17 protein-coding genes are annotated in these 18,759 nt (G+C 45.3%); 16 read left to right on the forward strand and 1 reads right to left on the reverse strand.

Annotated elements, in window-relative coordinates:
• Window positions 1-211: 211 nt before the first annotated feature.
• The 5 genes from WJ238_RS11050 (at window position 212) to WJ238_RS11070 (ending at window position 5,288) form a co-directional block, all read left to right on the forward strand.
• Window positions 212-844, forward strand: a complete 633-nt coding sequence (locus WJ238_RS11050) for a CHC2 zinc finger domain-containing protein (protein ID WP_337606951.1) — start codon at window positions 212-214, stop codon at window positions 842-844.
• A complete protein-coding gene (locus WJ238_RS11055; RefSeq protein ID WP_337606952.1) occupies window positions 771-1,277 on the forward strand; it encodes a hypothetical protein in 507 nt (168 codons plus the stop codon). Before WJ238_RS11050 ends, WJ238_RS11055 begins: the two co-directional genes overlap by 74 nt.
• Entirely contained in the window at window positions 1,274-1,774 is a 501-nt protein-coding gene (locus WJ238_RS11060; protein ID WP_337606953.1) for a primase-like DNA-binding domain-containing protein, read from the forward strand. Before WJ238_RS11055 ends, WJ238_RS11060 begins: the two co-directional genes overlap by 4 nt.
• Before the next feature lie 152 nt (window positions 1,775-1,926).
• Window positions 1,927-3,207, forward strand: a complete 1,281-nt coding sequence (locus WJ238_RS11065) for a tyrosine-type recombinase/integrase (protein WP_337606954.1) — start codon at window positions 1,927-1,929, stop codon at window positions 3,205-3,207.
• A 248-nt stretch (window positions 3,208-3,455) separates the two neighbouring features.
• Window positions 3,456-5,288 carry an acyltransferase family protein gene (locus WJ238_RS11070; protein WP_337606955.1) on the forward strand — a complete coding sequence of 611 codons (1,833 nt, stop codon included), beginning with the start codon at window positions 3,456-3,458 and terminating at the stop codon, window positions 5,286-5,288.
• 74 nt (window positions 5,289-5,362) lie between these two features.
• On the opposite strand, the gene WJ238_RS11075 is transcribed toward WJ238_RS11070, so the two are convergent.
• Window positions 5,363-6,646 carry an aminotransferase class V-fold PLP-dependent enzyme gene (locus tag WJ238_RS11075; RefSeq protein ID WP_337606956.1) on the reverse strand — a complete coding sequence of 428 codons (1,284 nt, stop codon included), beginning with the start codon at window positions 6,644-6,646 and terminating at the stop codon, window positions 5,363-5,365.
• A gap of 144 nt (window positions 6,647-6,790) precedes the next feature.
• Between WJ238_RS11075 and WJ238_RS11080 the strand changes: the two genes are divergently transcribed.
• From WJ238_RS11080 to WJ238_RS11130, 11 genes are all read left to right on the forward strand, one after another.
• The gene (locus tag WJ238_RS11080; protein ID WP_337606957.1) at window positions 6,791-7,714 is read left to right on the forward strand and encodes a LysR family transcriptional regulator; all 924 of its coding nucleotides are present in this window, start codon (window positions 6,791-6,793) and stop codon (window positions 7,712-7,714) included.
• Between the two features lie 358 nt (window positions 7,715-8,072).
• Window positions 8,073-8,807, forward strand: a complete 735-nt coding sequence (locus WJ238_RS11085; RefSeq protein ID WP_230105109.1) for a 5-oxoprolinase subunit B family protein — start codon at window positions 8,073-8,075, stop codon at window positions 8,805-8,807.
• 1 nt (window position 8,808) lies between these two features.
• On the forward strand, window positions 8,809-9,762 hold the full coding sequence (locus tag WJ238_RS11090) for a 5-oxoprolinase subunit C family protein (protein ID WP_256192999.1): 954 nt from the start codon (window positions 8,809-8,811) through the stop codon (window positions 9,760-9,762).
• Between the two features lie 14 nt (window positions 9,763-9,776).
• Complete coding sequence (locus WJ238_RS11095; RefSeq protein ID WP_230105111.1) at window positions 9,777-10,217, forward strand: acetyl-CoA carboxylase biotin carboxyl carrier protein; 441 nt, start codon at window positions 9,777-9,779, stop codon at window positions 10,215-10,217.
• 11 nt (window positions 10,218-10,228) lie between these two features.
• Window positions 10,229-11,572 carry an acetyl-CoA carboxylase biotin carboxylase subunit gene (accC, locus tag WJ238_RS11100; RefSeq protein WP_337606958.1) on the forward strand — a complete coding sequence of 448 codons (1,344 nt, stop codon included), beginning with the start codon at window positions 10,229-10,231 and terminating at the stop codon, window positions 11,570-11,572.
• Between the two features lie 19 nt (window positions 11,573-11,591).
• Window positions 11,592-12,551, forward strand: coding sequence for a D-2-hydroxyacid dehydrogenase (locus WJ238_RS11105; protein ID WP_337606959.1), 960 nt, complete (start codon window positions 11,592-11,594; stop codon window positions 12,549-12,551).
• Between the two features lie 96 nt (window positions 12,552-12,647).
• Window positions 12,648-13,403, forward strand: coding sequence for a LamB/YcsF family protein (locus WJ238_RS11110; RefSeq protein WP_230105114.1), 756 nt, complete (start codon window positions 12,648-12,650; stop codon window positions 13,401-13,403).
• Window positions 13,404-13,433: 30 nt separating this feature from the next.
• Window positions 13,434-14,783, forward strand: coding sequence for a dicarboxylate/amino acid:cation symporter (locus WJ238_RS11115; protein ID WP_337606960.1), 1,350 nt, complete (start codon window positions 13,434-13,436; stop codon window positions 14,781-14,783).
• 127 nt (window positions 14,784-14,910) lie between these two features.
• On the forward strand, window positions 14,911-15,774 hold the full coding sequence (gene fba, locus WJ238_RS11120) for a class II fructose-1,6-bisphosphate aldolase (protein ID WP_230105116.1): 864 nt from the start codon (window positions 14,911-14,913) through the stop codon (window positions 15,772-15,774).
• Window positions 15,775-15,913: 139 nt separating this feature from the next.
• Window positions 15,914-18,025 (forward strand): glutamine synthetase III family protein, encoded by a 2,112-nt coding sequence (locus tag WJ238_RS11125; RefSeq protein WP_230105117.1) that lies wholly within the window; start codon window positions 15,914-15,916, stop codon window positions 18,023-18,025.
• A 142-nt stretch (window positions 18,026-18,167) separates the two neighbouring features.
• Window positions 18,168-18,650: a DUF1700 domain-containing protein gene (locus WJ238_RS11130; RefSeq protein WP_230105118.1), complete on the forward strand. Its 483-nt coding sequence runs from the start codon at window positions 18,168-18,170 to the stop codon at window positions 18,648-18,650.
• Window positions 18,651-18,759: the final 109 nt, after the last annotated feature.

Genomic DNA, 18,759 nt, shown 5'->3' on the forward strand with positions numbered 1-18,759 from the left:
TTCTGAATATTTTCCCCTTCGTTTATCACAAAGGGGAAAATATTCAGAAGTCAGCTGTAGGAATATTTTTGTAAGAAGTCCAGTGAACTTTTCATAAAAATAAACTTTTTTGCAATTCCACGCTGTAAAATCACCCGATTTCCTTTCTATAGATGAAGAGGCGATCACTTCCCTTCAAAGACTGTTGCAAAGCGAAAGGAAGGGATAGGAAATGAATGTGTATGAAGCAGTCAAAAGCAAAGTGACCACCAGGCAGGCGGCGGAATATTACGGGATCAAAGTGACAGGCAGGGGTATGGCACGCTGCCCGTTCCATCATGACCGGCATCCCAGCATGAAGCTGGATCAGAGATTTCATTGTTTCGGGTGTCAGGCAGACGGGGATGTGATTGATTTCGTGGCGGGATATTTTAGCCTGTCTGTTCGCGAAGCGGCCCTGAAACTGGCAGATGATTTCGGGATCCGGTATGAGAAGCAGCGGCCGCCGGATCGGGGAAAACGAAAAAAGAAGGTGAAAGCAGTGTCATTAGAACAGAACTATAAAAAACTGGAAAGACGGTGCTTTTCCATACTTGGGCGTTATCGGGATCAACTTTTGTTTTGGAAAAAACAGTATGCCCCAGGAGAACTGGATGCGGACTGGGATTCCAGGTTTTGTGAAGCGCTGGATCGGATTCCCAGAGTGGAGTATCTGATGGATATTCTGTTGTGCGCTCCTCTGGAAGAACGGGTGGAACTTCTGCTGTCCGCCGGAAAGGAGATCCTCAGGTATGCAGGAAGACCTCAAGAGCCTGAAACCGGAACACCTGGAAGCCCTGAAACAGTTGCTGGGCGAGACAGATAATGTACAGCCTCCTGATGTTTCGGACTGGTTTGACGGGAAGCAGATTGATGAGATCGCCTTTGGTGAGTACCTGCTACGGAAGAAAGAACGGAAATGCATCCACGACAAACTTTATGATCTGGACGGAGAAATCAGTGATGAGGTGATCCGCAAAGAGATCCTTGATGAGATCCGGCCCTATCAGAAAACCAATGTGGCAAAGATGGTGGATCGGATCCTGAGTACATTGAAGCTGATGTGCCAGTGTGAAATGCCTCCGTTAAAAGAAGACCGGGTTCATTTTTCCAATGGAACGTATTATCTGGACGGAACTTTTACAGAAGAAAAAGAATGGACGATGAACCGCCTCCCGGTCCGATATGATCCGGACGTACCAAAACCGGAGAAATGGCTGGCATTTCTGAATGATCTGCTGGAGAAAACGGATCATTGAAATCTCTCCATGATCAGTCCTATGGGTTCTATCGCAGGCAGATCCTACTGACGACAAAAGACCGGCCTGCCGACCGGAAGGATGACCGGTATCTGGGGGATAAGCTTATCCGGGAGACAGAAGGGATCGTACTGTGGTGTCTGGAAGGCCTGCACAGGCTGGTCCGGAACGGATTTGAATTCAGCATCAGCGACTGGGCGAGGAAGAACCTGGAAGATCTGATGGAGAATGAAAATAATATCATTTCATTCCTGAATTCTGCCGGATATGTGAGAAGGGAAGACGGAACCTATGCCAGTTCCAGGCGGCTTTACGCTGCCTACCGGAAATGGTGCGAGGACAATCTGGAAAGGCCCAGGGCAGAGAATACCTTCAAGAAGTATCTGAATGAGAATGCAGAAACACTGGGGCTGACCTATGATAAGAATCTTCCCGGCAGAAATGGGAAAACCGTGCGCGGCTTCCGCGGGATTCATGTGGAAGTCCGTACAGAGTAACAGAAATGATCCAGGCGTTTCAGGCGGGTAAAAATGACTTCTTTTTTTATTTTATAATTTATTTCTATTTAAGAAGTGAAATAAACTGCCTAAACTGCCTAAGTCCTGAAAAATATAGAAAACCGTAACTTTCAAACTGCCTGAAGGCTGCCTTGAAACTGCCTGACAGCATACAGGCCCTGTCCTTGTTTGAAGGGAAACTGCGTAAAGGAGGTGACCGGCAAATAGAAAGAAAAGAACTGAATGATGTATTGCAGTACGCTCTTGAAAACGGTATGATTGATGTGAAATACGTTCAAGAGCAGATTGCTTTGAATAAACGAAAGGAATTGATAGAAAAACATCCATACAGCATATGGAAAGGCAAAGAGGGACTCTGGCATACCTATTTGCCGGATGCTGAAAAGAAACGGATACACAAGAGGAGCAGTACGCGTCAGGGAATAGAAGATATTGTTGTGGATTACTGGAAGGAACAGATGGAAAATCCAACGGTGAAGGATGTTTACGAACAGTGGATCACAGGGAAACTTTCCAGAGAAGAAATATCTGTTGCCACCAAAAACAGATATGACAGAAAATTTTCAGAATGTATGGAAGTGTTCGGTCGGCGTAAAATAAAATCCGTGTCAGAATATGAAATTGAAGATTTCATTCTGAACATTATCCATGAAAAGAATCTGACTGCAAAAGGGTACAGTAATCTCAGGACACTTATTTATGGGATCTTCAAGCTGGCAAAAAAGAAAAAGTACATTGATTTCAGTATCACAGAAGTGATCTCTGATATGGAAATCTCAAGAAAAGCATTCCAAAGAAATCAGCAGCCGGATGAGGCACTGGTGTTTTCCGAGGAAGAAACTGACCAGATTATTCAGTACATTATTTCTTCGCAGCTGGATCTTATTAATCTCGGACTCCTTCTGGCGTTTAAGACGGGTGTCCGACCTGGTGAGCTGGCCGCACTGAAGAAGGAAGATCTCTTGGATAGAAGTGTTGATGTACGCAGAACAGAGATCCATTATCAAAATGAGGATGGCGAAAATGTGTATGAGGTACGGGATTTTCCAAAGACAGAAGCCGGCATAAGAACCGTACTGATCCCGAAACAGGCGTTATGGATTGTGAAAGAGATTAAGAGGCAAAATCCGTTTGGCGAATATGTGTTTATGAAGAACGGGAAGCGGATCCGGACTTACAGTTTTACGTGGCGGTTGAAGTCCATCTGCCAGAAACTGGATATTCCGGTCAGGTCGCTGAACAAAATCCGGAAAACATACGGGACGATCCTGCTGGACAGCGGTGCGGAAGAATCTTTTATTATTTCTCAGATGGGGCATACGGATATTAAGACTACAAAGAATTATTACTACAAGGATCGGAAGAGCATGAGACAGAAGATCGAAGCGATCGATCAGGTGGCGGGTCTCTGATGTCAGGTGTATCAAAAGTGTATCAAAGTGTATCAAATGCAATGTGCCGCAAACGCAGTAACCACAAGGGATTGCGGGCTTTTAGGCCGGGGTTCGATTCCCCTCGGAGTCACTTGGAAAACCTTGGAAACAAGGCTTTTTTTGTGCTTAAAGAAGTGGTATGTAACGAGACGGCAGAAGCATTGTACTGGAAGCCGAAGATATAGTATAATATGATGGAATCAAAGAAAAATGAGAGGAATATACAAATGAAAGCAGGACAAACCGGTTCGGAAAAACGGGAAGGATATATATATGGCATAGACGGACTGCGTGCAGTAGCGGTACTGATGGTTTTCGCCTATCATTTGCGATTGCCATTTGCGAAAGGCGGTTTGCTGGGGGTTACGGTATTTTTTGTTATATCCGGATTTCTGATTACAAGGATTTTGATCACGGAACTGGAAAATACGCATACGATAAATTTAAAAAATTTCTGGATCAGGCGCATGAGAAGACTGCTGCCGGCTGTTCTGACGATGCTGCCTGTATTGATCTTTGTCACTGCCATATTCAATAGGGTATTGTTCACAAAAGCCTGCTCTGACCTGCTTTCTGTACTTTTAGGATATAATAACTGGTGGCAGATCTTCAACAATGTTTCTTATTTTGAAAATGCGGGAGCTCCTTCCCCGCTGACGCATTGCTGGTCATTGGCGATTGAAGCGCAGTTTTACCTGGTGTATCCGCTGCTTCTCATATTTTTATCTAAATTGCGGAACAAAAAGAAAAAAATGATGATTGTGACCATTTTGCTGGCTTTTGTATCTGTGATTCTGATGGGAGTTTTATTTGACCCGGCCAAGGATCCAAGCAGAGCATATTATGGAACAGATACCAGAGTATTTTCTCTTTTGTTTGGATCCTTCTTAGCTTTTGTCACACAGGATGGAAGGTTGGAAAGGAAAGTTGCAGGACTCATCAGGGAAAGCGTTGGCGTGCTGTCTTTTGCAGGGCTTTTGTGTATGATGGCAGCCATTGACGGATACAGCAGCTTTTTGTATAGAGGAGGACAGGCGCTTGCTTCCCTGTTAGCTCTCTTTGTTATCTTGGCAGTACTGAACAAAAGAAGCGTTTTAGGGAGAGTTTTAAGCATTTTGCCGCTGAAATGGATCGGAGAGCGTTCTTATGGTATTTATTTGTGGCATTATCCTATTATACTTTTGCTTAGCGGAGGTAAAAAAGCAAGCTGGTGGATTGGCCTGATTGCGATTCTCCTGACTTTTCTTGCGGCTGGATTCTCTTACCGTTTTATAGAAACGCCAATTCGTCATGGAGTGATCAGGAAAAATCTTGATATTATCAGAAGGGAGCCAAGAACAAGGAGAGAACGTAAAAGACAGATTCGTTTTTTGAGAAGAGGCTTGAAAATGACAGCATTTGTCCTGATTGTTGGAGTCAGTTCCATACTATGTGTAGCTCTGGTGCCCCGCAAGAGTGTGCTGAGTAACAAAGAAGAGTTAGAGGCGCAGGCTGATCAGGCGAAAGCAAAGCAGACAGATAGTGAAGGAGAAGAAAGTAAGTCAAGAAAAGAGATGACAGACGAGGAACTTCTTGCGGATCTTGATTTGCTGCTTATGGGAGATTCCATAGCCCTGGGAGCATCCGATGAATTTTATGCAGCTTTTCCAAACAGTATTTGTGATGCGGCAGTCAGCAGATATACAACAGAAAGCTTTGATCTGTATGATTCTTATGTAAATGAAAAAGGATGGGCTGGGGACGGAGTGATTTTTGCGCTTGGAAGTAATGGACTTCTCTATGATTCACTAGGTACAATGCGCGAAAAGCTGGGACCGGACATGCCGTTTTTTGTATTCACTGCCAGAGCGCCTTATACGACCTGGGAGACATCAAATAATGAAGAGATTTATGAATTTACAGACTCCACAGACAATACTTATCTCATTGACTGGTATGGTGTAAGTGAAGGACATGCAGAGTACTTCGACGCGGATGAGACTCATCTGACAGAAGAAGGAGCAAAAGCGTATGTAGAATGCATAAAGGAAGAGGTGCTGAAAGTTTATAAAGAAGAATGAAAAACCCCGGATCGTTTGGCGGTCCGGGGTTTTTCTGAATGTATATATGGGAAATGAGTAAAAAGAGAGCGGTTTTAAACAGATTCTGCAATTTCTTTTGTTATTTTGAGGAACTTATCCACATCTTCCTTGCCGTGGCAGTGGAGAGGTGATACACGGATTGCTCCAGGGATTCCCAATGTCTCTACGATTCTCTTAGAATACATGCTGCTGCGTACACGCTCAAATACTGTGACGCCGCGTTTCATATATTCAATGACACATTCCGGATAATCAAGACCCTTGATGCCCATGGCAATGATCAGGTCCTTCCATGTCAGATCTTCCATATCTACATACACTTCCACATTCGGGATATGGCGAAGTCCCGGAACTTCCTTGGTTCCTTCCAGCATCCGGTACAAAATTGCCCGTTCCTGCATGTGAATGCGGTTCATACCTTCAACGAAAAGAGTACGCTTGTCTGTACTGTGAATAAAATGTTCACCGATAGAGCATACATAATTGATAACTTCCATAATAGCGGCAAAGTTACCGGGAGTCGGCGTTCCAAGTGCCCATACATCTGCGTCTTTGTGAGTCAGTTTGTGGTGCATCATAGTAGCTACACGGTCAGATACATAGGCAAATCCGCATCCTCTTACACCGAAGAATTTATAAGGAGCGATATTGGCGGCGTCTACGCCCCAGTCCTCCACATCGATCACAGCGTGAGGAGCGTGCTGAACTGTGTCAGTGATCACATAAATTTCGGTATTGATCTCTTTTACCCGACGGACAATCTCTTTAATATCCATGATGTTTCCGGAAATGTTGGAAGCAGCCATAATGCTTACCAGACAGGTGTCCTTGTCAACATGTTTCAGCACTTCCTCAACATCAATTCCTCCCGTTGTCTGGTTTGCAGGAACTTCGCGGAACTCTCGTCCTGTTCTTGCACATGCATATTCCACGGCGTCGTGTGCGGAAGGATGTTCCAAACAGGATGTCACTGCGTTTGTTCCCCATTTTACATTTTCAAGAATAACGTCTACGACCTGGAACATTGTCTGGGAAGCGGAAAGTTCTGTTACCAGTGCGCCGGTTTTTGCACCAAATATTACTTCCAGAATTTCTTTTGTTCCTTCGGAAACATAATGAGCCAGCTTAAGCCCCCTTGCATAATTTCTTTCCGGACAATCCGGGAACTGTTCTGCTGCTGTTTTTGCTTCTACTGCTTTGCGAAGCCTTAATGAGCCGCCGGAGTTCTCGAAGAAAAGCCGGGGGCCATATAAGGGATCCTCGTCCGCATAGCAAAATTGGTTTTTTAAATGTTTCTGATACTCATCAGGAAACCAGATTCCGTGTTCTGTGTTCATGATTTCTCCTCCTTTTTTAACAGGAATTTTAATCGTTTATTGTTGCCTTCATCATAGCATGGGGGAAAGAAATTGTGAAATGAAGAATTTCATTGTATAATATTAATAAATTCTATATTTTGAGAAGACGATACAGGAGGCAATATGAACATATCCGAGATAGAAACCTTTTTGATGATCGTAAAAACAAGAAATATCAGTAAGACTGCGGAAAATCTTTTTTTATCTCAGCCTACAGTAAGCCATAGGCTGAAATCTCTGGAGGATGAACTGGATGTAAAGCTCATTACAAGGAAAAAGGGATATAAACAGATTGAGCTTACAGCGCAGGGAGAAGAGTTTATCCCCATAGCGGAGCGATGGGTATCGATCTGGAGAGAGATGCAGCTTTTGAAACACAGACAGGACAGGCTCTATTTGACTGTAGGATGTACAGACACGATGAATGCAGTCCTTATGGATCTTTACCACAAAATATTGACAGAAAAGAATCCGGCTATGAATCTCCATATGGAAACGCATTATTCTTACGAGCTGTATGGGCTTCTGGAAAATCATGAGATTGATATCGGGTTTGTTTATCATCATCTGCATTTTCGCAATATTATAGCAGAACCGGTGCTAAGAGAGAAGATGTATATTGTACAGCCGGAGAATGCCAGAATCAGAAAACCGTCTATCCATACAGACGAACTGGACCCTTCGGATGAGGTATTTGTAAGTTGGGATGGAAATTTTCGGATATGGCATGACCAGAGGATCGGTCAGGGGAGACTTCCTAAGGTATGGGTAGACAGTTTCGGGCTTCTTGATCATATGCTGGAGGAAGACGGAGTGTGGGCGATTGTACCGGCGTCGGTAGTGGATCGGATCTCGCAGTTGAAACCTATTTATATCAGCCGGATCGCCAATGAGGTACAGCCGCCGGAGCGTACGATTTATAAGATCAAACACAGATATCCCAATGAGGCTACTCTGAAAGCGGTACAGATTTTTGAAGAAAAGATGGAGCGCTATCTTCTGGACAGGAATTGGGGATCTTTTGAGAAAAAACAGGAATCAGATTAAATATAAAAAGAGTAAATATATGATACTAAAATAATTCATAAATCTGTTTTGGCAGACACGCGTCATTTTCCCGCGTGTCTGTTTTTTTGAAAAAAGATACTATTTAAGAAATTTACAGATAATATAAGAGTTTTGAATGTAAAACAGAGAGAAAAACAGAAAATAGCAACAAATAAAAATGACTTCTTGAAAAATGGAGGAAAAATAGAAAATGTTAATAATTCATAGACAAATAATCTATTTTTTATTAGAAAATCCCTATGCTATACTAGCTGTAATTAATAAAGAAACGTGAAAATTAAGTGTGACAAATAGACAAAACGCACAAAAATCAAAGTGAGAGAAAGGAGTGAAGGTCATGGAGGCAAAATTTCTGACGGGCGGCGATGAGTCTTTATATGTACAGCTTGGGGACGAAATCAGCCTGGAAGTCAACGGAAGAGTAAAAAGCCTCATGCAGAAACTGGAGGCGGATCCGGTGGACGGTATTGCGGAGATGGTTCCTACCTATGCCACACTGATGATCCATTATAAGCCGGAAAAGATTCTTTACGGACAGTTGGTGGAAGAAGTGAAAAAGAGGCTGGATGCAGGCGGGGAAGAAAAAGAAGAAGTTTCACAGATCGTAAAGGTTCTTCCTATTTGTTATGACAAGGAGTTTGCGTGGGATTTGGAAGAGTGTGCATCATTTGAGAAGGTATCGGTAGAGGAATTTATCCGGATGCATTCAGAACATGAATATTATGCGTATATGCTGGGAGTTGCGCCGGGACATGCGTATATGGCGAGATTTGAGGAACCGTTCCATTTCAAGAGAAGAACGGAGCCGAGAGTACATATTAACGGGCGCTCCATTGTGGCGGCGGAGAATCAGTCAAACCTGATTCCATTCGATCAGCCATGCGGCTGGAATATCGTGGCAGGCACACCCTGCAATATCTGTGACTATTCCAAAGAGGAGCCTTTCCTTGTCAATGCAGGAGACTGGGTAAAATATCAGCCTGTCAGCAGGAAGGAATATGACCAGATCCGTTCTGATGTAGAGCGGGGAACTTATAAACTGGAGACATATGTAAAAAAGGTGGTGAAATAGCATGGGAATTATTGTAGAAAATCCGGGTATACAGACCACCGTACAGGACGAAGGGCGCTTCGGCTACCAGCAGTTCGGAGTATCGCCAGCCGGCCCCATGGATACCCAGTCCTTCTATATTGCCAATATTCTGGCCGGAAACAGGAGAGGTGAAAGTGCGCTGGAGATTACTTTTATGGGACCGGAGCTGAAGTTTGAGAAGGATAATATCATTGCAGTGACAGGAGCCAATGTATCTCCGAGTGTGAATGGAGAGGCGATTCCTATGTACCAGGCAGTTTTGGTACATGCCGGAGATACTCTTTCCTTTGGCGTTGCCAGCGGAGGGAGCCGGGCTTACATAGCATTTTCCGGAGGGCTTGATGTGCCCGTTGTTATGGGAAGCAAGGCGACATTGATGAGAAATAAACTTGGCGGAGTGGAAGGCCGCAAACTGGAGAAAGGTGACAGGATCGGCTTCTGCTGTCCCAGGACAACACTTCCTAATATGGAGATGCGCAGGATGGAGCCGGAGGTATTTCCGCAGGGCGATATTACCTTAAGGGTAGTGACCGGACCACAGGACAGTGCATTTACTGAAGAGGAAGTGCGGAAATTCTTCTGGTACAGTGCAGTGATCACCAATGAATCTGACCGGATGGGGATCAGGCTGGAAAGAGAAGAACCTCTGAAGCATATCAAAGATGGAAATATACTGACAGACGGCGTGGCGTTCGGCTCCATTCAGGTGCCTACCAATGGACAGGTCATTATCATGATGGCGGATCGGCAGACGACAGGTGGTTATACGAAGATCGGAACCGTTATTTCGGTGGATCTGCCTAAGCTGGCGCAGGCACAGCCGGGATATAAGGTTCATTTTGTGAGAGTGGGGATCCAGCTTGCACAGGAACTTTATTTAAGAAATAAGAAGAAGCTGCAGAATCTGGAAAAGAAGCTGGGCCAGAGAAGTTAGCGGAGGAAAATCGTATGAAGTATGAAAAGATCATTGATCTTCTGCGTGAAGTGGAAAAATCCGGGGTAGAGGAATTTGAGCTGGAAAAAGAAAACTTTCGTATCCGCATAAAAAAATCATCCGGAAGCAGCCGGGAACCGGAGGGGGAAGCACAGCCGGATACCTCGGTTTGTGGTTCCGGCAGAAAGACCGAAGATGCAGAAGTGTCTATCCAGGAGGGAACGATCATAAGATCTCCTCTTGTAGGGGTGTTCCATGCAGCAGGAAGCCAGGAAGGAGAGACATCCGTAACCCTGGGAAGCCGTGTGGAGGCAGGGCAGGTGCTTGGAGCAATAGAGGCTATGAAACTGATGAACGATGTAGTATCAGGATGTGCAGGGACGATCTCGGAAATATTAGTGAAGGATAAAGAACTTGTAGAGTACGGACAGCCTCTGTTCGTGATAGAAGAGTAGGGAGTGAAGACATGTTTCGGAAAGTATTGATCGCGAATCGCGGAGAGATCGCAGTGCGGATCATACGTGCCTGCAGAGAAATGAATATCCGAACGGTAGCAGTATACTCTGAAGCAGATGCCGATGCAATGCATGTCAGGCTGGCGGATGAAGCGGTGTGCATTGGACCGGCTGCTCCGGCGGAGAGCTACCTTAATATGAAGCAGATCATAGGAGCAGCCCTGGCTCTGAAAGCGGAGGCAATCCATCCCGGCTTTGGATTTCTGTCAGAGAATGCGGAATTTGCCAGGATGTGTCAGGAATGTGGAATAGCATTTATTGGCCCGTCCCCGGAGCTGATCGAGAAGATGGGAAATAAATCCGAGGCAAAGCAAACCATGAAAGAGGCCGGGATTCCGGTGGTGCCGGGAACGGATTTTCCTGTATCCGGCGGGGAAGAAGCACTGGAAGAAGCAAACAAGATTGGTTTTCCTGTTATGATAAAGGCCTCTGCCGGCGGGGGCGGCAAAGGGATGCGGCTTGCTTATACACAGCAGGAATTTCCGGCTCTTTTCCATGCAGCGCAGCAGGAAGCGATCAACGCGTTCGGGGACGGTACTATGTATCTGGAACGGTATGTACAGGCGCCGAGACATGTGGAAGTACAGATCATAGGCGACCGGTACGGCAATGTAGTACATCTGGGGGAAAGGGACTGTTCTATCCAGAGAAGGCATCAGAAGATGATCGAGGAGTCACCCTGCGCCTTTATTTCTCCGGAGATTCGGGAAAAAATGTGCTGCACGGCAGTGGAAGCGGCCCGGGCAGTGGGATACGAAAATGCAGGAACCATAGAATTTTTGCTGGATCAGTCGGGGGAGTTCTTTTTTATGGAAATGAACACAAGGATCCAGGTAGAACATCCGGTCAGCGAACTGGTTTCCGGTGTTGACCTGATCCGGGAGCAGATCCGCACGGCAGCAGGGCTTCCGCTAAGTGTGAAGCAGGAAGATATTGTATTCCGGGGACATGCTATTGAGTGCAGGATCAATGCAGAGGATCCCCTTCACGGATTTATGCCCTGTCCGGGGACGGTAAAAAAGATACATCTGCCGGGAGGAAATGGAATCCGCATGGACACGGCTATTTATCCGGGTTACCGGATTCCCCCGTACTATGATTCCATGATCGTAAAAGTTATCACGTTCGACAGGGACCGTGCAGGAGCTATTTCCAAGATGAGCAGCGTCCTTAGCGAACTGATGATAGAAGGGGTGGAGACAAACAGGGATTTTCTGTATGATGTGCTGCATCATCCGGATTTCCTAAGCGGTATGTTCCACACAGACTTTATTGAAAGAAATTATGAACTGTAAAAGAAAGGAAGGAATTATTATGAAGATTGTTGTATTAGACGGATATACTTTGAACCCTGGAGATATCAGCTGGGGAGGAATGGAAGCTCTTGGCGAGGTTACAGTGTACGACCGTACAAAACCGGAAGATATCATAGAGAGGATTGGCGATGCAGAAGTAGTTTACACAAACAAGACTCCGATCACCAAAGAGACATTGGATGCCTGCCCGAGTATTAAATTTATCGGAGTTCTGGCAACCGGATATAATGTCATCGATATTGCAGCTGCAAAAGAAAAAGGAATCCCGGTATCCAATATTCCTACATATGGAACGGCAGCAGTATCACAGTTTGCGATTGCCCTTCTTCTGGAGCTTTGCCATCATATCGGAGAACATTCGGATGCAGTAAAGGCAGGAGAGTGGAGCAGCAATCCGGACTGGTGTTTCTGGAAACATCCTCTTGTTGAGCTGGATGGAAAAACAATGGGAATCATTGGATTTGGCCGTATCGGACAGGACACAGGAAAGATCGCACAGGCGCTTGGCATGAAAGTTCTTGCTTATGACTCGTTTAAAAGACCGGAGCTTGAAAGCGACACATGTCATTATACGGACCTTGATACACTTTTGAAAGAATCCGATGTTATTTCTCTTCATTGCCCGTTATTCCCGGATACAGAGGGAATCATCAACAAAGATACGATCGCAAAAATGAAAGACGGCGTTATGATCATCAACGATTCCAGAGGTCCTCTTATTGTGGAACAGGATTTAAGGGACGCTCTTGACAGCGGCAAGGTTGCGGGAGCAGCTCTGGATGTGGTTTCCACAGAGCCGATCAAAATGGACAATCCGCTCCTTGGAGCAAAGAATGTCATCCTGACTCCTCACATTGCATGGGCTCCAAAGGAATCCAGGCAGAGACTGATGGATATTGCAGTGGCAAATTTGAAAGCATATGTGGACGGACAGCCGCAGAATGTCGTAAACGCATAAATTATTCAGACATGAGTGAGATCTGACCGGGAAATTGGTGGATCTGTACAGCGTGTCTGAAGAAAATAAAGGAAATTAATAAAGGAGGAAATAATTATGTATCATGTGGATCTGAACAGTGACATGGGCGAAAGTTTTGGAGCCTATAAGCTTGGGGGCGACGAGGAGATCATCAAATACGTGACGACCGCAAATGTTGCATGCGGATGGCATGCAGGCGATCCGATGGTGATGGACAAGACAGTACGCATGGCGAAAGAGAGAGGCGTTATGGTAGGCGCTCATCCTGGCTATCCGGATCTGATGGGATTTGGCCGGAGGAAAATGGTTCTTTCTTTCCAGGAAGTGAAGAACTATGTGAAATATCAGATTGGAGCCCTGTCTGCCTTTACAAAGAGCTATGGTATGAAACTTCAGCACGTGGCTCCTCATGGCGCAATGGGAAATCAGTGCCAGTATGATGAAGAGATTTCCACTGCTATTGTTGAAGCGATTACAGAAGTGGACAAAGATCTGATTGTATATTATTGTGCAGGAGCCGTTCTCGGGCAGATCGCAGAGAGCAAAGGACTTCGCACCGCTTCTGAAATTTTTGCGGACCGTGCTTATATGGATGACCTGTCATTGGTACCGAGAAAAATGGAAGGATCCATGATCACGGATGAAAATATCGCTATCGAAAGATGCGTGCGCATGATCAAAGAAGGAAAAGTAACATCCATCAACGGTAAAGAACTGGATATTAAAGGAGATACCCTCTGCGTGCATGGCGACGGACCGAAAGCGCTTGCGTTTGTACAGAGAATCCGTGAAACATTTGAAAAAGAAGGCATCGAGATCAGACACCTGTAGGATTACACCTGAAATAAAGGAGTGAAAGAGATGAGTAACGAAAATAAGAAACAAATGTCTGTTGTAAAGAAAATGATGATTGCCCTTGTGGGAGGTCTTGTTGTCGGACTTATATTTATGTTTATCCGAAGCAGCCTGCTTGATTCGGGAAATGAAGCGACATGGAATATGATCAACAAGATTCTGTTCCAGGATATTACTGCCGAAGATGGTACAGGAGCTTTGGGACTTCTTTACATTATCGGCCAGCTCTTCATGAGAGGTCTTCAGGCAGCCATCGTACCGCTGGTACTTGTATCCTTAAGTCTTGCAATGTGCAGTATTTCCAGTTCCACCAAGCTTGGAAGGATTGCAGGACGCACGGTGCTTGGATTTGTATGCTTCTATGTTGTAGGCGCATTCTGTGGCGGGGTTGTGGCATACCTGATGAAATCAGCGGGACTTTTCAATGTAAATCTTCCTGCAGAAGCGGTTACCGATGCAGCTACTATTGATGCGTTTAACCCGCTGGCAACTATTGTGACAGCTGTTCCTTCCAATATCACGGAAGTATTCAGCAGCAATAACAGTATTCTGGCAGTTGTTGTTGTAGCCATCGTGATCGGCCTGTGCCTGCAGGCGCTCGGAGAAAAAGGAGACCCCCTAAAAAAAGTGTTTGAGAGTGTCAGCGAAGTTGTCAATATGTATCTGACATTCCTCATCAATAAAGTGGGTCCGGTCGCGATCTTTTGTCTGGTATCCCGTACATTCGCTATCTACGGTACAGAATATCTTGCTCCGGCCGCAGCCTATATTGTAGGAGCGATGATCACACTGTTTATCCTGGTAGTAACACTTTATCCGATCGGTATCTGGCTGACAACAAGACTGAATCCGATGAAATTCCTGAAGAAGATCGCGAAAGTAGGCGTGTTCGGATTCTCTGTAAACTCTTCTGCAGCTACATTGCCTCTGAATACAAGAACAAATCTGGACGAGCTGGGATGCAGCCAGGAGATCACAAGCTTTGTGCTTCCTACCGGTATGACGATCAACATGAACGGAACAACGGTTATGCATATGTTTGCAGTTACATTTATTGCAACATCTGCAGGAATCGATGTGACACCGGCAAATCTGGTTGTGGTCGCATTCCTTTCCATCTGTGCAGCAATGGGATGCCCGGCTATTCCGATCGCCGGAACTACTCTGATCGTAACGATCCTTTCCGGCATGGGCTGGACATCAGATGCATGTATGATCGCTTATGCGCTGGTCGTAGCAATTAACCGTCCGGTTGAAATGGCTCTGCTGCCTCTGAATGTTATCGGTGACGCTGCTACCAATGTTATTGTAAATGCAAAAGAAAAGGAATTGAACAAAGAGGTATACAACAGCTAAAAAGCTGTTAAAACAGAATGTCTTGTCTTTTCTTCTGTGATGATATATAATAAAAAAAGCGAAAGTTTACATTATGTCGGTCTTTGCGCCGGCATAATGCAGTATAAGGAAGTGGAGGAGACAATATATGTTAGTATCAGCGAAAGAAATGCTTGAAAAAGCAGTAGAAGGCCATTATGCAGTAGGTCAGTTCAACATCAACAATCTGGAGTGGACAAAAGCAATCCTGCTTACAGCAGAGGAATGCAAATCTCCGGTCATCCTGGGAGTATCCGAAGGTGCCGGAAAGTATATGACAGGATTCAAGACTGTTGCAGACATGGTAAAGGCTATGATCGATGAACTTGGTATCACTGTACCTGTAGCTCTTCATCTGGATCATGGAACATACGAAGGATGCTACAAGTGTATCGAAGCGGGATTTTCTTCTATTATGTTTGACGGATCTCACTATCCGATCGAAGAAAATGTTGCAAAGACAAAAGAACTGGTTGCTGTATGCGCTGAGAAAGGAATGTCCCTGGAAGCAGAAGTCGGCTCCATCGGCGGTGAAGAAGACGGAGTTGTAGGAATGGGCGAGTGCGCTGATCCGAACGAGTGTAAAATGATCGCTGATCTTGGCGTTACAATGCTTGCAGCAGGAATCGGAAATATCCACGGAAAATATCCGGAAAACTGGCAGGGATTAAGCTTTGAAACTCTGGATGCCATCCAGAAGCTGACAGGAAAGATGCCGCTGGTTCTTCACGGAGGAACAGGAATCCCGGAGGATATGATCAAGAAAGCAATTGATCTGGGAGTTGCAAAGATCAATGTAAACACAGAGTGTCAGTTATCTTTCGCTGCCGCTACACGTAAATACATTGAAGATGGAAAAGATCTGGAAGGAAAGGGATTTGATCCTCGTAAACTCCTGAAACCGGGTACAGATGCAATTATGCAGACAGTAAAAGAAAAGATGGAATTATTCGGTTCTGTTGGGAAAGCCTAAGAGCGAAAAGAGAAATGAAGTGGAATAAAGGTGTTCCGGCCGGGAGGTCGGAGTGCCTTTTTCTGGTTAAAGGGAATGTTCAGACGACATAGCCCTCATCAGCTCTTTAAACAGATAGAAAGAAAGGATTACGGAAAATATGAGTGAATTATTTAATGTGGCAGATATTTTCGGAGAAAATGTATTCGATGATGCGACTATGCAGGAACGTCTGCCGAAGAAGGTCTACAAGGATCTGAAGAAGATGATTGAGGAAGGCAAGGAACTGGACCTTGCTACAGCGGATGTGATTGCGCATGAGATGAAGGAATGGGCGATTGAGAAGGGCGCAACTCATTACACACACTGGTTCCAGCCGCTTACAGGTGTAACTGCAGAAAAACATGATTCCTTTATTTCCGCACCTATGGAAACCGGAAAAGTGCTGATGAGTTTTTCCGGTAAGGAGCTGATCAAGGGTGAGCCGGATGCTTCTTCCTTCCCGTCAGGAGGACTTCGGGCAACTTTTGAAGCGCGCGGATATACTGCGTGGGACTGCACCTCCCCGGCCTTTGTCCGGAAAGATGCAGCCGGCGCTACTTTGTGTATCCCAACTGCATTCTGTTCCTACACAGGAGAGGCGCTGGATCAGAAAACACCGCTTCTTCGCTCCATGGAAGCGATCAACGAGCAGTCTCTTCGTCTGATCCGCTTATTCGGAAATACAAGGGCGAAGAAGGTAACGCCTTCTGTAGGACCGGAGCAGGAATATTTCCTTGTTGATGCAAAGAAATTTCTGGAAAGAAAGGACCTGATCTATACAGGACGTACCTTGTTTGGCGCAATGCCTCCCAAGGGACAGGAGCTGGACGACCATTATTTTGGAACCATTCGTCAGCGTATTGCCTCATTTATGAAAGATGTCAATGAAGAGCTGTGGAAAATGGGCGTGACATCCAAGACACAGCACAACGAGGTTGCTCCTGCGCAGCATGAACTTGCGCCGATCTACGCTAAGGCGAATGTGGCTGTCGATCACAATCAGCTTGTTATGCAGACCTTAAAGCGGATTGCTTCTGAACACGGAATGAAATGTCTCCTTCATGAAAAACCGTTTGCAGGTGTCAATGGTTCCGGAAAGCATAATAACTGGTCACTGACAACAGATGAGGGCAAAAATCTTCTTGATCCGGGCGAGACTCCTCATGAAAATATTCAGTTCCTCCTTGTGCTCACCTGTATTTTGAAAGCAGTGGACGAACATGCGGCGCTGCTTCGTGAATCAGCCGCCGATCCGGGAAATGATCACAGACTGGGAGCAAACGAGGCACCTCCGGCTATTATTTCCGTATTTCTCGGAGAGCAGCTGGAGGATGTGCTGGAACAGCTGGTTACCACAGGGGAAGCGACTCACAGCCTTAATACCGGAAAACTGGAAACAGGAGTGCGTACACTGCCGGAGTTGGCGAAGGATACTTCTGACAGAAACCGGACTTCACCATTTGCGTTTACAGGAAATAAATTTGAATTCCGTATGGTAGGATCCAGAGATTCTGTCGCGGGATCGAACATTGTGCTGAATACAATTGTTGCAGATGCGTTTTCACAGGCATGTGATGTGCTGGAAAAGGCGGATGATTTTGAAAAGGCGGTTCATGATCTCATCAAACAGTATGCAACTGAGCATTACCGCATTGTATTTAATGGGAACGGATATTCTGATGAATGGGTAAAAGAGGCGGAAAGAAGAGGACTTCCTAATATTCGTTCCATGGTAGATGCAATTCCGGCCCTGGTAACAGAGGAAACCATCAGTCTGTTTGAGAAATTCCATGTATTTACCAGAGCAGAACTGGAATCACGTGCAGAGATCAAGTATGAAAATTATGCAAAGGCGATCAATATTGAGGCCCGCACTATGATTGATATGGCCAGCAAACAGATCATACCTGCGATCATCAAATATACGAGATCCCTCGCAGATACAGTCAATTCAGTGAGAGAGGCCGGTGTGGACCCGCAGGTACAGGCTGATCTGTTAAAAGAGATTACCGTACTGCTTGGACAGACGAAAGAAGCGCTGGATGTGCTGAAGAAAGTGACGGAAGAGGCTGCGGCCATGGAAGAAGGAGAAAGCCAGGCCAGATATTATCATGATTCTGTCTTCCCGGCGATGGAAGAACTGCGCCGTCCGGTAGATGAGTTGGAAATGATCGTGGATAAAGAAGCATGGCCGATGCCGTCTTATGGTGATTTGCTTTTTGAAGTATAAGGGTGCCGGAAATAGTCAGCGGTATGCAAATACTAAAGTTTAGAAAGATATAAGAAAATATTCATAATCCTGCACTTGGAATTGCGGCAAAGATATGATATTATGACCGCAGGCAGTCAACCTGAAAGGAAGGAATTTGCAGATGACGCGGGAAGAGTTTTTGAAAAAGCTGAAAGAAGCTTTGGAAAATGATTTAAGCGGCCGTATCGTACAGGAAAATGTAAGCTATTATGAATCTTATATTATAGAAGAAATACGAAAAGGGCGTACAGAAAGTGAAGTGATCGAAGAACTGGGAGATCCCTGGATCATTGCCAGGTCTATTATCGATATGGCAGAAGGAGAGCCGGGAACCAGGGAGGCGTACTATGAGTCTGCAAAAAGCAGTTCAAGGCAGGAAAGAAAGGCGGACAGATATGCAGGCGGCATGGGAAATAATGGAAATATTCATGTTTTTTCCATGGACAGTTGGTGGAAAAAGCTTCTGGTAATTCTTGGAGTGATAGGAATTTTCCTTATTATTATTGCTGTGATCGGCGGGATTTTTAGCCTGCTGATGCCGATTATCGTGCCGGTCCTTTGCATTGCCCTGATTTTTCGCCTTATCAGCGGGCGAAGACGATGATAAATTTACTGTAATAATGAATAGGCGGCGTTTATGCGCCGCCTATCAGTCTATAATCGAAGCTATAAATATAAAACGAAAAAGTAAAAGACCGATGGGGGAGCCATCG

The organism is Claveliimonas sp. (assembly GCF_037273965.1).
Classification (GTDB): Bacteria; Bacillota; Clostridia; order Lachnospirales; family Lachnospiraceae; genus Claveliimonas; species Claveliimonas bilis.

What these genes read in the sequence shown, in the direction of transcription:
- WJ238_RS11050 (WP_337606951.1), top strand. Translation starts at nt 212, where the DNA reads ATGAATGTGTATGAAGCAGTCAAAAGCAAAGTGACCACCAGGCAGGCG.
- WJ238_RS11055 (WP_337606952.1), top strand. Translation starts at nt 771, where the DNA reads ATGCAGGAAGACCTCAAGAGCCTGAAACCGGAACACCTGGAAGCCCTG.
- WJ238_RS11070 (WP_337606955.1), top strand. Translation starts at nt 3,456, where the DNA reads ATGAAAGCAGGACAAACCGGTTCGGAAAAACGGGAAGGATATATATAT.
- WJ238_RS11075 (WP_337606956.1), bottom strand. Translation starts at nt 6,646, where the DNA reads ATGAACACAGAACACGGAATCTGGTTTCCTGATGAGTATCAGAAACAT.
- WJ238_RS11080 (WP_337606957.1), top strand. Translation starts at nt 6,791, where the DNA reads ATGAACATATCCGAGATAGAAACCTTTTTGATGATCGTAAAAACAAGA.
- WJ238_RS11085 (WP_230105109.1), top strand. Translation starts at nt 8,073, where the DNA reads ATGGAGGCAAAATTTCTGACGGGCGGCGATGAGTCTTTATATGTACAG.
- WJ238_RS11090 (WP_256192999.1), top strand. Translation starts at nt 8,809, where the DNA reads ATGGGAATTATTGTAGAAAATCCGGGTATACAGACCACCGTACAGGAC.
- WJ238_RS11095 (WP_230105111.1), top strand. Translation starts at nt 9,777, where the DNA reads ATGAAGTATGAAAAGATCATTGATCTTCTGCGTGAAGTGGAAAAATCC.
- accC (WP_337606958.1), top strand. Translation starts at nt 10,229, where the DNA reads ATGTTTCGGAAAGTATTGATCGCGAATCGCGGAGAGATCGCAGTGCGG.
- WJ238_RS11105 (WP_337606959.1), top strand. Translation starts at nt 11,592, where the DNA reads ATGAAGATTGTTGTATTAGACGGATATACTTTGAACCCTGGAGATATC.
- WJ238_RS11110 (WP_230105114.1), top strand. Translation starts at nt 12,648, where the DNA reads ATGTATCATGTGGATCTGAACAGTGACATGGGCGAAAGTTTTGGAGCC.
- WJ238_RS11115 (WP_337606960.1), top strand. Translation starts at nt 13,434, where the DNA reads ATGAGTAACGAAAATAAGAAACAAATGTCTGTTGTAAAGAAAATGATG.
- fba (WP_230105116.1), top strand. Translation starts at nt 14,911, where the DNA reads ATGTTAGTATCAGCGAAAGAAATGCTTGAAAAAGCAGTAGAAGGCCAT.
- WJ238_RS11125 (WP_230105117.1), top strand. Translation starts at nt 15,914, where the DNA reads ATGAGTGAATTATTTAATGTGGCAGATATTTTCGGAGAAAATGTATTC.
- WJ238_RS11130 (WP_230105118.1), top strand. Translation starts at nt 18,168, where the DNA reads ATGACGCGGGAAGAGTTTTTGAAAAAGCTGAAAGAAGCTTTGGAAAAT.